Source organism: Bradyrhizobium sp. C9, from assembly GCF_002532045.1.
Taxonomy (GTDB): domain Bacteria; phylum Pseudomonadota; class Alphaproteobacteria; order Rhizobiales; family Xanthobacteraceae; genus Bradyrhizobium.
This window is the reverse complement of the sequence record NZ_NWTG01000001.1, coordinates 164,619-180,378: the sequence shown is the minus strand read 5'-3', so window position 1 is coordinate 180,378 and position 15,760 is coordinate 164,619. Positions and strand designations below refer to the sequence as shown.

Below are 15,760 nucleotides of genomic sequence, written 5' to 3'. Positions count from 1 at the left end.
CTCCACACCGATGCCTTGAGAGAGGGTTTGCAAACGGAACGGGGCGATCCCGACCGCGTCGGCATGGTCGAAACCGCCCCGCCAAATAGAGAACAGGCGGGACTGCTCGCAATCCCGCCTGTCCAGCCGATGGTCGCTATGACCCGTTCGATAAATTAGCCGAACTGGTTCATCGTGTTGTGGACGCCGCCCGCCTTGAGGGCAGCCTCACCGGCGAAGTACTCCTTGTGATCGTCGCCGATGTCGGAGCCCGCCATGTTCTGATGCTTCGCGCAGGCGATGCCCTGACGGATTTCCGCGCGCTGCACGTTCTTGACGTAGCCAAGCATGCCCTGCTCGCCGAAATACTCCTTCGCGAGGTTGTCGGTCGACAGCGCAGCCGTGTGATAGGTCGGCAGCGTGATCAGATGGTGGAAGATGCCGGCGCGCTTGGCCGAATCCGCCTGGAAGGTACGGATACGCTCGTCGGCTTCGATCGCCAGCGGCGTGCCGTCGTATTCCACCTTCATCAGTTCGGCGCGGTTGTACTTGCTGACATCCTTGCCGGCTTCCTTCATCGCGTCGTAGACCTGCCAACGGAAGTTGAGGGTCCAGTTGAACGACGGCGAGTTGTTGTAGGCCAGCTTCGCGTTCGGAATGACCTTGCGAATGCGATCGACCATCGAGGCGATCTGCTCGATATGCGGCTTCTCGGTCTCGATCCACAGCAGGTCGGCGCCGTTCTGCAGCGAGGTGATGCAGTCGAGCACGCAGCGATCCGCACCGGTGCCGGGACGGAACTGGTAGAGGTTGCTGGGCAGCCGCTTCGGACGCATCATCTTGCCGTTCTGGTTGATGATGACGTCGCCGTTGCGCGCATTGGCAGCCGTCACTTCCTCGCAATCGAGGAAGCTGTTGTACTGGTCGCCGAGGTCGCCGGGCTTGTGGCTCACGGCGATCTGCTGGGTCAGGCCGGCACCGAGCGAGTCGGTACGGGTCACGATGATGCCGTCTTCGACGCCGAGCTCGAGGAACGCATGGCGGCAGGCGCGGATCTTCGCGATGAACACCTCGTGCGGCACGGTGACCTTGCCGTCCTGGTGGCCGCACTGCTTCTCGTCGGAGACCTGATTCTCGATCTGCAGGGCGCAGGCGCCCGCCTCGATCATCTTCTTGGCAAGCAGGTAGGTCGCCTCGGCATTGCCGAAGCCGGCGTCGATGTCGGCGATGACAGGCACGACGTGGGTCTGGAAGTTGTCGATCTTCTCGATCAGCGCCTTTTCCTTGGCCTTGTCGCCTTCCTTGCGCGCCGCATCGAGCGCACGGAAGATGTCGTTGAGCTCACGGGAATCCGCCTGGCGGAGGAAGGTGTAGAGCTCTTCGATCAGCGCCGGCACCGAGGTCTTCTCGTGCATCGACTGGTCGGGCAGCGGGCCGAACTCGGAACGCAGCGCCGCGATCATCCAGCCGGAGAGATAGAGGTAACGGCGGTCGGTATTGCCGAAATGCTTCTTGACCGAGATCAGCTTCTGCTGCGCGATGAAGCCGTGCCAGCAGCCGAGCGACTGGGTGTACTTGGTGCTGTCGGCATCATAGGCGGCCATGTCGGCGCGCATCAGCGCAGCCGTGTAACGGGCGACATCCAGACCGGTCTTGAAGCGGTTCTGCAGGCGCATGCGCGCCACGGCCTCGGCGGTGACGCCGTTCCAGGTGTCCTTGGTCTTGAGCAGCGCCTCGGCCGCCTCAAGTTCGCTCTGATACGATGCCGGTCCCTGGATGGCCCGGTCGCTGATCCCGCGCGGTTGGAAGTTCATGTCTGTGATCCCTTCGGTGACGAAATAACTGGTCTCTTTGTAAGCCCAGTCTCGCCGGGAGCTAGACCTGGCGCGGAAAACTTGTCATAACTTACAAGAAACCAATGTATTGTTGTAAGAATCTTACAAGTGTTGGATGAGACAATGGTAACCTCAAGCGCCCGTTCCGTTTTCATGGGCCCGCGGTTGCGGCGGCTGCGGCGCGACCTTGGGCTGACCCAGGCCGACATGGCGGCCGACCTCGAAATCTCCGCCCCCTATGTCGCCCTGCTGGAACGCAATCAGCGGCCGGTGACGGCGGATATGCTGCTTCGCCTGGCGCGCACCTACAAGATCGATCTGGCCGATCTCGCCGGCGACGGCGGCGCCGATCACACCGCCCGGATGCAGTCGGTTTTGAAGGAACCGATGTTTGCCGACATCGACATCCCCGCGCTCGAGGTCAGCGACCTCGCGGTCAGCTATCCCGGAATGACCGAAGCGTTCCTGCGCCTTTACACCGCCTATCGCGAAGAGCAGTTGGCACTCGCGGAGCGGCGGGCCCCGGACCTCGTGGGCGGAGGATCGCACCCGGGTCAGGAGAACTTTGACGCCAACGATCCCGTCGCGGAGGTCAGGCGATTCCTTGCCGCCCGCCGCAACAATTTCGCCAATCTCGACGATGCCGCCGAGCGTCTCGTCCACGAACCGGCCGGACCGGCCGGATTTATCGAGCGGCTTCGCGAGCGTCACAAGCTCCAGGTCCGCTATCTGCCGCCGAACGTCATGCTCGGTTCGGTCAGGCGACTGGACCTCCATCGCAGGCAATTGCTGCTCGAGGACTCGCTCGATACCGCGGGCCTCAATTTCCAGCTGGCCAAGCAACTCGCCTATCTGGAGCTGGAAGGCGAGATCAGTGCGGCCGTGGAAGACGGCAAGTTCACCAGCAAGAGCGCCGAGTTGCTGGCCCGCCGCGCACTCGCGGCCTATGCCGCGGCCGCGCTCATCATGCCGTATTCCGTGTTTGCCAAAGCGGTCGAGGCGCGTCGTTACGATCTGGAGGCGCTGGCCCGCCAGTTCGGCGCCAGCTTCGAGCAGATCGCGCACCGCGTGACGACCTTGCAGCGGCCGGGTCTCGAGAAGGTGCCGTTCTTCCTGATCCGCGTCGATCCGGCCGGCAACATTTCCAAACTGCTTGATGGTGCCGGCTTCCCGTTTGCGAAACACGGCGGCGCCTGTCCGCTGTGGTCGGTCCACGATATTTTCAAGACGCCACGCCAGATCGTCACGCAATGGCTCGAATTGCCCGACGGACAGCGGTTCTTCTCGATCGCGCGCACCGTGACCGCCGGCGGCGGCGCTTTCGGCGCCATCCGCGTCGAGCGGGCGATCGCGATCGGCTGCGCCGCCGAGCATGCGGGCCAGCTGATCTACACGCGCGATGGACAGGGGCCGAACGCGGACAATCCAACCCCGATCGGCGTTGCCTGCCGGGTCTGCCATCGCCCGAGATGCGCGGCGCGGTCAGCGCCGCCGATCGGACGCGAGATTCTTCCCGACGATTTCAGAACCTCGAGCGTTCCGTTCGGCTTCTCGGCCGATTGACGCGCTCGATCAGCCCTGCGGCCGGTTCGCGTCATACAGCACCCGCACGCGGATGGTGCCGTCGATGTCTTTCAAGTCGGCCAGCAGTCCCTCGCCCTCGCCGCCGACAACGTCGGTCTCGAGCACGACATAGCCGACTTCCGGATCGGTCTGCAGATATTGCGCCAGGATGTTGATCCCGTGCCGGGACACCGCGTCGTTGACCTGACGCATGACGCCCGGAACATTGCGGTGAACATGGATGAAACGGGTGCCGGTCGGGCGCGCCGGCAATTGCACCTGCGGAAAATTGACCGCCCCGAAGGTCGACCCGACATCGGAATAATCGATCAGCTTGCGCGCAACCTCGCCGCCGATGCGATCCTGCGCTTCTTCCGTCGAACCGCCGACATGCGGCGTGAGGATGACGTTGGGCAGGCCCTGCAGCGGCGAGACGAAGCGCGCCTCGTTCGACACCGGCTCAATCGGAAACACGTCGACTGCGGCACCCGCGAGCCGGCCCTCACGCAAGGCGCCCGCCAGTGCATCGAGATCGACGACGGTGCCACGCGAATTGTTGATCAGATAGGCCTCGGGCTTCATCAGCTGGAGCTGGGCTGCGCCAATCATGTTGGCGGTAGTCGGCGTCTCCGGCACATGCAGCGATACGACGTCGCTCGCTGCGAGCAACGCGTCAAGCGATTCAGCGGGCTCGGTATTGCCATGGCGGAGCTTGTCGGTCTGATCGAAATAGATCACGCGCATGCCCATGGCTTCCGCGAGGTTCGACAGCTGCGAGCCGATGTTGCCGTAGCCGACGATGCCCAGCGTCTTTCCGCGCACCTCACGGCTGCCTTCGGCGGACTTGTCCCAGCCGCCGGCGTGTGCGGAGACCGAACGCGGAAAGATCCGGCGAAACAGCATGACGATTTCGGCGATGGTCAGTTCCGCCACGCTGCGGGTGTTGGAGTATGGCGCGTTGAACACGGGGATTCCGAGCTTTCGCGCGGCGTCGAGATCCACCTGATTGGTGCCGACCGAAAAGCAGCCGACAACGAGCAATCGGTCGGCGGCCTCGAGGATCTCCGCGGTCAGCTGGGTCCGCGACCGAATTCCCAACATATGGATACCCGACAGCGCTTGCTTGAGCTCCTTGGGCCCCAGCGCCTTGGGCAGGCGTTGCAACTCGGTATAGCCGTTCGCCTCGAACATCCGCACCGCGGAATCATTCACGCCCTCCAGCAGCAGCACGCGTATTTTGGTCTTGGGCAGCGACAGCATCATCAGGATCCGGGCTCGTGGGTTCGGGCAGGTCATGCACGAACGCAGTTTCGACGGATCTGGTGATAACATAGAAAACAATCGCGTCAGAAGCCGCCATGGGCGGCACGCCGTGCGATTTCCGATGAAGCCGCCTCGATTCGCGCGTCCAGGCGCATGGCCGGGAACCGATTCAGCCAGATGTCCCGGTCAATTCGGCGGCAAAAGGCTCCGTTGCGGCTGCCGGGCATTAGAGCTCCGGCTCGCGGGCCGGAGCTCTGTCGATCCCGTTCGTGCTCGGCCTCGTCACCGAGGAAGCAGCGGGTTACTGGCAGGGATAGCGCCGGCCGTCCTTTGCCTGGAACGTATTCGACGCCGGATCGTACGAGCGATAGCGCTGGGCGCAGGACGTCGCGTGCTGCTGGGCGGCCGCAGCTTCCTGCTGGGCAGCGGCGTTGGCTGCACCGGCCGCGATGACGCCCCCGATCAGGCCACCGACCAGTCCGCCGACGGCAGCGCCGCCATCGCACTGCCCATAACGGCACCAGACCTTCTCGGTCACGGCCGGCACTGCCGCCGCAACACCGGCACCGTGCTGGAGCGGAGCCGAAATCGCGGAGGCGGAAAACATCATAACGCCGGCGGTGGCCGTCAAAACAGCTTTCAGAACGCGAGCCCTACGCATCATATCTCCTGCTTCATTGCTGTGGGCACAGGCCGGCGCCTGCGTCCGATTTCCTCAACATGGATGGCTCACCCGGTCTCGGACCGGACGACACCCTTACACGCGCGGCCGGTTACAATTCGCGCGTCAGCCTTGCTTCACAGATGGGCGGAGTTCATTGACCGGCCGCGTTCACGACACGGCAAAGGTTGTCGCCGACCCCCGGAGCCAATTGTCCCGGCGGTAAGATGAAGCTCGCATCGACGCGACTGCCTTTGCCTTCCTTGCGGACGACGACTTGCAACGTCTGTGGCCGGCCGGATCCGGTGGTCTCCTGCTGCGTGGTCAGGGTGCCGAGTTTCTTGTCGATGTTCACACCGACAAACCCCTCGGCCAGAACGGCGCGGGACACCTTGTCGAGCGCGACACTCGAATTGACCGACGGGAAGATCATCCAGGTCTTGTGGATCATGCCCGTGACCATCGGAACGCCCGTGCTCTGGACGTGATCTGCGCAGCTATCGGCCAGCGCAGGTATGGACGAAAGAACCGTGAGCGCGACTACGCAAGTTATCCTTGTAAGCATGCTTTCATGACCCGTTTGAGTTGGTCGAAAGCATTTAGGCCAAATGGGCTATGAGTCCATGGACGGCATCGCATTCCGGATGGAGGCATTCGGATTGTGGCTAACACCATCAATCGCGAGCGCTGCGCATTCGCGCGTGCCCTCCAACGTCAGCGCGTTGGCACGAGATCGGAACTTTCGCGCAATCCAGGCGAGCGAATGAGATCAAATGTTACCTTCGGCGCCTCGGTTGCGCGATCTGGATATTGCGTTCGAAAATCGGATATTGAAGCGAGCGCAGACCGAACTCACCAAGCTGTGCTAGTGTTGTGATGCGGTCTATGCGTGTGGCGGACGCCCAGCGATGGACACCCGATCCCCGATGGATCGGGTCATTTCGCGGACGGCAAACATCCGATGGTTGGGAATTTGATGGTCGAAGACATCCTCGCTGCACCTCCGACGCGATCGGGATCATCGTTTGAAGAGCTGCTGGAAATGCTCCAGCCGCACGGGATCAACGCGCACTCCTCGCCGCAGCCTGACGAATCGTTTCGCTGGCATGCGGACATTGCAATTGGAGCGGAAATCGATGTCGTGCGGGCGGAACTGTCCGCGGGTTGGGACTGGAACTATTCGTACGAGAGTACGTCGGGAGAGCTCGCGATCAGCCTGCTGAATGCCGGCAGGGCCGAAATGACCATTGCAGGAAAGAGCGTGCAACGCACGCCCGCCGAGATCGCAATCGTGCCGCTTCCGACCATGCAGGCGCAGCGGGTCGAAGCGGTCGATGGACGATACGCGAGTGTCACGCTCACCCTGCACACAGGCATGGTGACGAAGGTGCTGTCCGCGACGTTCGGGAGCACGGCGCTGGAAGACCTCAATCTGACACCGATCGTCGATCTGTCGACCGGCGCCGGGCAGACCCTGCTTCAGCTTGTTCGTGCCAGCGCGACCGGCTTGTATGACGGCATCCTGGCGCGCTCTCCGAAAGCCAGCGCCCTGCTATCCGAAGCTGCGATCCAGCTCATCCTTGAGAACGTCCCGCATCGGCTGAGCGACCGCTTGAACCGCTATCCGCCGGATGCGCCGCCGCGTTACATCAGGCGGGCTGTCGAGTATATGCGGGCCAATCCTCATCTGCCGCTGACGATCTCGGATATTGCCGCAACGGTCGGCGTCAGCAGCCGACTGCTGCAACTGGGCTTCCGCAAGATTCACGGCACGACGCCGGTCGCCTATCTGCGACAAATTCGTATCGAGGCAATTCACGATGAGCTGTCGCGACCGGAGAACATGCTCCCGGTCAGCGAAGTTGCACTGAAGTGGGGCTTTACGCATATGGGCCGTTTCGCAGCGGTGTATCGCTCCGCATTTGGCCTGTATCCGTCCGATACGGTGCGGCGAGCCCGCGGGTTCTGCGGCTAGAATGCTCCGATCGACGCCGCATCGGATCAGGAAATAGCCATCCCTGACGTCTTGTCGAACATATGCGTTCGCTCGAGATCGAGCGCCACGTCGATGACTTGATCCGGCTCCGCGGCGACGCCGACCGGCATTTGCGCGGTGAACGCAAAGCCGGCGACCGTCCCGATCACCAGCGTGTGCGGCCCCAGCGGCTCCACGTCCTTCACAAGCAACCGGACGGAAGACCCCTCCGGCGCACCTTGCCGCAACACATGGTCGGGCCGTACGCCGAGCACCACGGCCTTGCCGACGCTTGCAGCGTAGGCAGCCTCACGGGACCTCGGCACTCGCAACGCCGTACCGGATGGGGCGGTGAAGGTGAGCGCGCCGTCGCGGGCTATGATCTCGCCATCGATGAAGTTCATGCTGGGCGCGCCCATGAAGCCCGCGACGAAGAGATTGGAGGGCTTCTCGTATATCGTAATCGGATCGGCCGCCTGCTCGATCCGGCCTTTGTTCATCACCACGACCCGATCGGCCATGGTCATGGCTTCGACCTGGTCGTGCGTGACATAGACGATCGTCTTGGCGAGACGGCGGTGCAGCGCCTTAATCTCGGTCCGCATCTCGATACGGAGCTTGGCGTCGAGATTGGACAACGGCTCGTCGAACAGAAACACGTCCGGGCTGCGCACGATGGCACGGCCGATCGCGACGCGCTGGCGCTGCCCGCCGGAAAGCTGCTTGGGCCGGCGTTGCAGGTACTGCTCGAGGTCGAGGACGCGCGCCACCTCATTGACGGCCTTCTCGATGCTGGCGCGCGACTCGCCGCGCACCTTCATGCCGTAGCCGATGTTCTCGCTGACCGTCATGTGCGGATAGAGCGCGTAGTTCTGGAACACCATCGCGCAGTTACGCAAGCCGGGGCGCAACTGCGTCACGTCGCGATTGCCGATGCGGATGGTCCCGCCGGTGACGGCCTCCAGTCCCGCGATCATGCGCAATGTCGTGGTCTTGCCGCAGCCGGACGGGCCGACCAGCACGACAAACTCCTCGTCGGCCACCTTGAGGTCGAGCCCTTCGATGATCTTGTAGGGTCCGTATGCCTTGCTGACGTTCTCGATCTCGACGTGCGCCATGGAATCCTTTTCCGTCCCTTCGTCGACGGCTGGTCAAAATCCCGGATGACGCGCGTGCATCATCCGGGACGTCTCACTGAAGAGTTAGTTCTTGGGCGGGAGGCCCATCGCCGCGCGATAGGCGGCAAGCTGCTTGGCCCGGCCGAATTCGTCGGTCAGCCGATTCCACTCCTTCGCCATCGCGTCGAGCGCCGCCTGCGGCGTGGTTTGGCCGGCCAGCGCCTTGCCGAGCTCGATCTCCACGACCTCGGTGTAGGAGAAATAGCCGGGCAGACGCATGTCGAGCGCGACGTTCTTGGCGTTGATGGAGTCCGATTGCGCGCCGAGATATTCCTTGGCCTCTTCCGGCGAGAAGATCTTGCTCCACAGTTGCAGATTGGCGGTGTGCGATTTGCGATAGGGATTGACGCCGCTGCCGCCGGTGATCGCCGCCTGGCCCGACACCTCGGGGCTCGTCAGCGTCTTGACGAAGTCCCACGCCGCCTGCTGGTTCTTGCCGGCCTTCGGCACCGCGATCTGCCAGCCGCCGAACGCCATGAACGGGCCCGGAAGCACGCCCGGAAACTTGTCCCACTTCTTGGTCTTGGCGTTCCATATCTCGTCCGAGCCAGGCAGCATCGCCGAGCCGACCTTGCCCGAGATCTTCGACTGCTTCGGATCGGCGGCGATGACGCCGGTGTCGCCCCAGCCGATCGATTCCGCCACCTGGCCGCCGGCCACCGCCGCGTTCACCTCGCCGAACGAGAAGTTCAGCGCGTTGGGCGGCCCGAGCTTCGATGCGCGGATGTATTCCTCGAGCCCCTTCACCCAGCCCGGGTTGTTGATCTGCGCGTCCATCGTCTCGGGATCGAAGAACATCGCACCCGGATAGTTCGGATTGTTGGCGTAGGCCGCCGCATGGCTGAAGAAGAACCAGAATTGCTGACCGCCGCGGCGGAACGCTTCCGCCGTTCCCCACAGGCCCTTGTCGGGTCGTTGGAAGAACTCCGCAATGTCGAGATACTGCTTCCAGGTCTTCGGCGGCGCGAGGTCGTAGCCGTACTTCGCCTTGAACGCGTCCTTCTCCTTCGGATCGCTGAACAGGTCGGTGCGGTACGTATAGGTGTGGACGTCGCCGTCCATCGATTGCGAGTAGATCTTGCCTTCCCACACCATCAGGCGTTCGCGATAGGCCGGCTCGATATCGTCCCAGTCCTTGCCGGACTGCATCTCCTTCGGCATCTCGCTCAGATAAGGGACGAAATCCGGCAGCCAGGCAGGCGCGAAGCTGACGAGGTCGAACGTCGCGTCCGACGCGGTGAGCGATGTCGCGATCTTCGGATAGAGCTCGGACCATGGAAACTCGACGACATTGACCTTGCCGCAGGTCTTCTTGGCCCATTCGTCGGCGCCGAGCTTGAGCGCGGACGCGATATACGGCCCAGTCTGCGACGCCACCGTCAGGGTGACGCCGGTGTAATCCGGACTACAGGCAGCATTCGCCTGACTCGCCGCGCACGCCATCGCGAGCGAGGTGGTCAGCATCAGGAACGTTCGTCGCAACATCGTCTAGTCCTCCCTACATGGCTTTTTGCTATTTGATGGCCCCGAGCAGCAGGCCCGACCGCATCATCCGGCTGAGCAGGCCCGCCATGATCATCATGGGAACGATTGCGACGAGCGCCGCAGCTGATATCGCCCACCATTCGTCGCCGCGCTGGCTGTTCTGTCCCGCCACCAGGATGGGCAGCGTCTGCCATCTGGAATTGGTCAGGAACAGCGCGAACAGAAACTCGTTCCAGACGAAGGCCAGCGTGATCATGAACGTCGCCAGCAGCCCATTCATCGACATCGGCACCACGATGCCGAAGAAAATGCGCCAGCTCGGCACGTTGTCGACCATCGCCGCCTCCTCGACCTCGATCGGCACCGCCTCGAAGAAGTCGCGCATCAGCCAGACCACGATCGGTAGCGAGAAGGCGACGTAGCACAGCGTCAGGCCGACGAAGCTGTCGATCAGCTGGAAACCGAGCCGGCCGATCTCGCTGTAGAGCAGATACAGCGCAAAGGCCGTCACGATCGGCGGAAACATGCGCTGGCTGACGAACCAGAACAGGATGTCCTCATTGCCGAGAATCGGTCCGGGCAACGGCAGGCGATTAGCGACGACGGCAGCGATCAGCGCGATCGGAAACGCGAGCAACAGCGCCTGCGGGCGAGTGAATCCGAATGTCGTGTTGAAGAACAGATAGCCGCCGAGCGCGAGCAGGAAGAACACGAGGCCCGCACCAAGGCGCACCTTGAACTCGAACCGCACCAGCGCATAGGCCGCCATTGCGCCGATCGCGGTGGCGATGGCCGCCGCCGACAGGCCGACGATGGTCGAATTCAGGAAGGTGCGGAAGAACTCGCCGCGGATCCCCTGATAGAGATCGATGAAGGGCTGCAAGGTCGGCGTGAAATCGATGAACGGCAGATAGGTCGGCCCACCGACGACGCCCGGCGGCGTCTTGAACGCCGTCACCACCACCCAATAGAGCGGAAACACCGTGATCAGGCACCAGGCGAGGACGCCGACCGTAACCAGGCGGCGGCTCCACGGCGACAGTCCGGTCAAGCCGTGTCCGCTCATCGGCGCTTCTCCAGATGAGGCCGCAGCAACGCCAGATAGGTGACGCCGATGATCGTGATCGCGATCAGGAACAGGAAGCTGAGCGCCGACGTATAGCCGAGATTGAACTTCTTGAAGCCTTCCTGATAGGCGAACAGTGTCAGCGTCTCGGTGTCCACGCCCGGCCCGCCGCCCGTCATCACGAACACCGTGTCCATGATCTTGTAACTCTCGATCAGACGGATGAAGACGATCGCGGCCGAGATCGGCAGCAGCATCGGAAAGGTGATGCCCCAGAACTGCTGCCAAGCGCTGGCGTTCTCGAGCTCGGCAGCCTCGTAGACGTCTTCGGGCAGCGTTTGCAAACCGGCCAGCATCATCAGGATGACGAACGGGGTCCACTGCCAGACCTCGACCGCGATGATGCAGGCGAGCGCCCAATGTCCGTTGGTGAGGAACGGCAGGTTGACCAGGCCAAACTTCGACAGCAACTGGTTAAGCGGCCCCATCGTCGGGTTGAACATCATGCGCGCGACCAGCGCGACTGCGACCGGCGCGAGCAGCATGGGCAGCAGCAAGGCGACACGAAACAGCCGCTCGCCCGGCACACGCGCGTTCAGCGCCAGGGCGACGCCGAAACCGATTGCGTATTGCAGCCCGACGGCGATGAAGGCAATCAGCGTCGTCGTGAAGATCGCGTTCCAGAACCGCGGCTCCTGCAGCAGCGTGGCATAATTGCCGAGCCAGACCACTCGCGGCGGGATCGGCGGGATCAGGCGATAGCTCAGGAAGCTCGTGGTGAGCGAATAGATCAGCGGAAAGATCGAGATCGCCAGCACGACGAGCACCGCCGGCCAGATGAAGACATGCTTGATCGGATCATTCCGCATCATCGCGCGATCATCCCTTCAGCAGCGCGTCGATCTCCGCACGTCGCGGCATCGCGGGTGCGGTGCCCGGTCGCGTCACCGAGATTCCGGCCGTGGCCGAACCGAAGCGTGCGGCTTCGAGCGGATCGGCGCCATCCGCGAGCGCCGCCGCGAAACCGCCGACGAAGGCATCGCCCGCGCCGGTGGTCTCGACCACCTTGCCGGCGGCGAAGGGCGGCACATGCACCGAGCGGTCCCGCGCATGAAACAATGCGCCGCGTTCGCCGAGTGTGATCAGCGCCGTTCCGGCGCCTTTCGCCAGCAACGCATCACCGGCCCGGCGGGCGCCGGCGAGATCGCTCACCGCAATGCCGGTCAGCCCTTCGGCTTCGGTCTCGTTGGGAACGACATAATCGCAGAGCGCAAACAGACTGCTATCGAACTTGATGGCCGGCGCCGGATTGAACACGGTGATGCTGCCGGCGGCGCGCGCGATCTCGAGCCCGCGCCGCGCCGCATCGACCGGCTGCTCGAGCTGGGTCACGAACACGCTGGAGTCGCGAATCGCATCCGCCACCGCGTCGACATCGGCCGGACCGATCCCGCCTGCCGCGCCCGGCACCACGATGATCGCGTTATCGCCGCGTGTCTCGTGGACGTAGATGAATGCCGCGCCGGTCGGCGCTTCCGCCGTCCTGACGACGCGCGGCCGGATTCCCTCGGCCTCCCAGGTCTTGATCGCAAGCTCGCCGAAGGCGTCGCTGCCGATCCGGGAGATGAAGCTCACGCTGGCGCCGGCCCGTGCGGCCGCGACAGCCTGGTTGGATCCCTTGCCGCCCGGCCCCATGGCAAATCCCGACCCGGCGATAGTCTCGCCGATCGCCGGCATGTTGCCGGCGCGGAACGCGAGGTCGACGACGAAGACGCCGAGGACGGCGACACCATGCTTGCTCATGTCATCACTCCCCGTCGGGCGCGATCACGCCCTTGCTGAACAGGAAGCAGCCATAGAAGCGCCGCTCGCCAGTGGCGATCACGCAATAGGCCGTCTTGGCCTTCTCGTAGAACGCATGGCGCTCGACACCGATCAGCGGCCAGGATCGTCCCTCGGCGCGATCGATCGCGGCCTGCACCTCGCGCTGCACGGGCGGCACTTCCTGAGGCTGTCCGACGATCTCCATGCGAACAGCCGCATCGTCGACGAATGTATCGAGCGGCATCACGGAGAGAACGGCTTCGACCGCCTTGGCGGCGCTCACATTGTCGATGCGCAGCAGCCGGCCAAGCACGCTCTGGCGCGCGATCGAGTCGGCCGGAAAATTGGTGTCGCACACCACCAGGCGATCGCCGTGCCCCATCGCCCGCAGGGCGTAGAGCACGTCGGCATTGAGCAGTGGATTGATGCCCTTGAGCATGTTGCGTCCCTCCCTTGTCTTCAAACCACCGGACTCTGACGGTCCGGATCCCCATCCCTATCACCGTAAGGTGACGTCCCTTTCGCTGGAAAGCGCGCTAGTCGCCATAGGGAATCCAGATGTTCTTCACCTGCACCGCATGCCGGAGCAGGATCGGTCCCTCGCTCGCGGCCTTGTCGTACCAGTCGAGCGCGAGGCCGTGATCGACCAGCGTGCGCTTGAGATTGCCGATCGAGTACCGTTCGGCCGCCGTCGAGGCCTCCTGCGATCCGAACACCCAGAGCGCGTCGACATCGTCATGCTCGGCAAGCACCTTGACCAGTTCGTTGCGATCGCCGGTGACGATGTTGACCACGCCGCCCGGCACGTCCGAGGTCTCGAGCACCTGGTAGAAATCGGTCGCGGCGAGCGGATGCCGCTCGCTCGGCACCGCGACGACCCGGTTGCCCATCGCAACCAGCGGCGCCACCAGGCTGATGAAGGCAAGCAGCGGCGCCTCGTTGGGACAGGCGACACCGACCACGCCGACCGGCTCATACATCGCCAGCGCCACGCCGCGCAGCGGCGGCGCGTGGATGGTCCCTTCGAATTTGTCCGCCCAGGCGCCATAGCTGAACAGCCGCTCGATGCTCGCGTCGACTTCCGCGCGCGCTTTTGCTGCCGAAACGCCGGTCATGTCGGCGATACGCCAGGTGAACTCGTCGCCGCGCGCGGACAGATTCTCGGCAAGATAATAGAGGATCTGGGCGCGATTATGCGCCGTCGCCCGCGCCCAGCCCTCGGCGGAGCGCGCCGCGGCCACCGCATTGCGGATATCCTTGCGATTGCCCTCGCCGGCCTCGCCGAGACGCCGGCCCTTTGGCGAGAGCACCGCGCGCGAATAATTGCCGTCAGGGCGCACCTGCTTGCCGCCGACGAACAGTTTCGTCGTTCGATCGATCGGTGGCACGTCGAAACCGGCGCCGGCGCCGGACGCCGTCGGCAGCGGCGCTGGCTCGGCCCGCGCCTTGCGGCCGCTCCAGGCCTTCGGCTTGAGATACTCATACATGCCTTCACGGCCACCCTCGCGGCCGAAGCCGGACTCGCGATAGCCGCCAAAGCCGACGCTGGCGTCGAACAGATTGGTCGCGTTGACCCAGACCACGCCAGCCAGCAGTTTCGGCGCGATGTCGAGCGCCAGCCCGATCGTTTCGCTCCACACGCTGGCGGCAAGGCCGTAGCGCGTGTTGTTGGCGAGCATCACGGCCTCGTCAGGCGTGCGGAACGTCATCGCCACCAGGACCGGGCCAAAGATCTCTTCGGTCGCAACCGTCGAGGACGGATGCACGTTCCAGAGCAGGGTCGGCGGATAGAAGCAGCCTTCAGCCGGCATCGCACCGGGCGCCTGATATTTCTCGGCGCCCTCCTTCACCCCGGTCTCGACCAGCGCCTTGATCCGCTCGAGCTGAACGGGGGCGACCACCGCGCCCATATCGATCGCCTTGTCGAGCGGCATGCCGATGCGAAGCATCTCCATGCGGCGGATCAGCCGCCTGCGGAAGGTCTCCGCAATGCCCTCCTGCAGCAGCAACCGCGATCCGGCGCAGCAGACCTGGCCCTGGTTGAACCAAATCGCGTCGACGACACCTTCCACCGCGCCATCGATATCGGCGTCGTCGAACACGATGAACGGCGACTTGCCGCCGAGCTCCAGCGTCAGCGACTTGCCGGTGCCCGCGGTGGTCTGGCGGATCAACCGTCCGACCTCGGTCGATCCAGTAAAGGCGATCTTGTCGACGCCGGGACTTTCGACCAGCAATGCGCCGGTCGCACCGTCGCCGGTGACAACGTTGAGCACGCCCGGCGGCAGCCCGGCCTCGGCCGACAGTTCGGCGAACAGCAGCGCGGTGAGCGAGGTGAACTCCGCCGGCTTCAGCACCACCGTGTTGCCCGCGGCAAGGGCCGGCGCGATTTTCCAGGCCAGCATCAACAGCGGGAAATTCCACGGAATGATCTGGCCGATCACGCCGATCGGCACCTGATCGGCGAATTCGCGCTCCTGCAACTGCGCCCAGCCCGCGTGATAGTAGAAGTGGCGCGCGGCGAGCGGCACGTCGAGATCGCGGGTTTCCCGGATCGGCTTGCCGTTGTCGATCGCCTCCAGCACGGCGAACAACCGGGCGTGACGCTGCAGCATGCGTGCCAACGCATAGAGGTGACGGGCGCGGCCATGACCGCCAAGCTTGGCCCATGCGACCTGCGCGGTGCGCGCGGCGCTGACTGCCGCATCGACATCGGTAGCGTTACCCTGCGCGATGCGCGCCAGCGCCTTGCCGGTGGCAGGTTCGCTTGTCGCGAGGTGCTTGCCCGCATGCGGCGCCGTGAACTTGCCGGCGATGAAATGCCCGAACGTGGCGCCATGCCGCGTCAGCCAGGCGCGTGCCTCGCCATCCGCCTCGGGCGCGGGGCCATACTCCATGGTCTCGAAATAGCTTGCGACGCTCATCGCTGGA

Annotated in this window: 13 protein-coding genes; 2 read left to right on the top strand and 11 right to left on the bottom strand. The window is 64.0% G+C overall.

Annotation, left to right across the window (positions count from 1 at the left end):
• Nucleotides 1-155 precede the first annotated feature (155 nt).
• Nucleotides 156-1,793 carry an isocitrate lyase gene (locus CO675_RS00775; protein ID WP_097670142.1) on the bottom strand — a complete coding sequence of 546 codons (1,638 nt, stop codon included), beginning with the start codon at nt 1,791-1,793 and terminating at the stop codon, nt 156-158.
• 144 nt (nt 1,794-1,937) lie between these two features.
• On the opposite strand from CO675_RS00775, the gene CO675_RS00770 reads away from it, so the two are divergent.
• Nucleotides 1,938-3,377 carry a helix-turn-helix domain-containing protein gene (locus CO675_RS00770; protein ID WP_097670141.1) on the top strand — a complete coding sequence of 480 codons (1,440 nt, stop codon included), beginning with the start codon at nt 1,938-1,940 and terminating at the stop codon, nt 3,375-3,377.
• Between the two features lie 9 nt (nt 3,378-3,386).
• Here the strand turns inward: CO675_RS00770 and serA are convergent, their stop codons facing one another.
• The 3 genes from serA to CO675_RS00755 all read right to left on the bottom strand — a co-directional run bounded on the left by serA (nt 3,387) and on the right by CO675_RS00755 (nt 5,752).
• The gene (gene serA / locus CO675_RS00765) at nt 3,387-4,640 is read right to left on the bottom strand and encodes a phosphoglycerate dehydrogenase (protein WP_097670140.1); all 1,254 of its coding nucleotides are present in this window, start codon (nt 4,638-4,640) and stop codon (nt 3,387-3,389) included.
• 301 nt (nt 4,641-4,941) lie between these two features.
• The gene (locus CO675_RS00760; protein ID WP_245452580.1) at nt 4,942-5,301 is read right to left on the bottom strand and encodes a BA14K family protein; all 360 of its coding nucleotides are present in this window, start codon (nt 5,299-5,301) and stop codon (nt 4,942-4,944) included.
• Between the two features lie 154 nt (nt 5,302-5,455).
• Complete coding sequence (locus CO675_RS00755; protein WP_245452579.1) at nt 5,456-5,752, bottom strand: hypothetical protein; 297 nt, start codon at nt 5,750-5,752, stop codon at nt 5,456-5,458.
• Nucleotides 5,753-6,277: 525 nt separating this feature from the next.
• Between CO675_RS00755 and CO675_RS00750 the strand changes: the two genes are divergently transcribed.
• The gene (locus CO675_RS00750; RefSeq protein WP_245452578.1) at nt 6,278-7,276 is read left to right on the top strand and encodes a helix-turn-helix transcriptional regulator; all 999 of its coding nucleotides are present in this window, start codon (nt 6,278-6,280) and stop codon (nt 7,274-7,276) included.
• 26 nt (nt 7,277-7,302) lie between these two features.
• On the opposite strand, the gene CO675_RS00745 is transcribed toward CO675_RS00750, so the two are convergent.
• From CO675_RS00745 to CO675_RS00715, 7 genes are all read right to left on the bottom strand, one after another.
• Nucleotides 7,303-8,394, bottom strand: coding sequence for an ABC transporter ATP-binding protein (locus CO675_RS00745; RefSeq protein WP_097670138.1), 1,092 nt, complete (start codon nt 8,392-8,394; stop codon nt 7,303-7,305).
• 84 nt (nt 8,395-8,478) lie between these two features.
• Nucleotides 8,479-9,918: an extracellular solute-binding protein gene (locus CO675_RS00740; protein WP_349644015.1), complete on the bottom strand. Its 1,440-nt coding sequence runs from the start codon at nt 9,916-9,918 to the stop codon at nt 8,479-8,481.
• A gap of 49 nt (nt 9,919-9,967) precedes the next feature.
• Nucleotides 9,968-11,005: a carbohydrate ABC transporter permease gene (locus CO675_RS00735; RefSeq protein ID WP_097670136.1), complete on the bottom strand. Its 1,038-nt coding sequence runs from the start codon at nt 11,003-11,005 to the stop codon at nt 9,968-9,970.
• Nucleotides 11,002-11,877 (bottom strand): carbohydrate ABC transporter permease, encoded by an 876-nt coding sequence (locus CO675_RS00730; protein WP_097670135.1) that lies wholly within the window; start codon nt 11,875-11,877, stop codon nt 11,002-11,004. Before CO675_RS00730 ends, CO675_RS00735 begins: the two co-directional genes overlap by 4 nt.
• A gap of 7 nt (nt 11,878-11,884) precedes the next feature.
• On the bottom strand, nt 11,885-12,808 hold the full coding sequence (gene rbsK, locus CO675_RS00725) for a ribokinase (RefSeq protein ID WP_097670134.1): 924 nt from the start codon (nt 12,806-12,808) through the stop codon (nt 11,885-11,887).
• A gap of 4 nt (nt 12,809-12,812) precedes the next feature.
• A complete protein-coding gene (locus CO675_RS00720; RefSeq protein WP_097670133.1) occupies nt 12,813-13,268 on the bottom strand; it encodes an RbsD/FucU family protein in 456 nt (151 codons plus the stop codon).
• 97 nt (nt 13,269-13,365) lie between these two features.
• Complete coding sequence (locus CO675_RS00715; protein ID WP_097670132.1) at nt 13,366-15,753, bottom strand: aldehyde dehydrogenase family protein; 2,388 nt, start codon at nt 15,751-15,753, stop codon at nt 13,366-13,368.
• Nucleotides 15,754-15,760 lie beyond the last annotated feature (7 nt).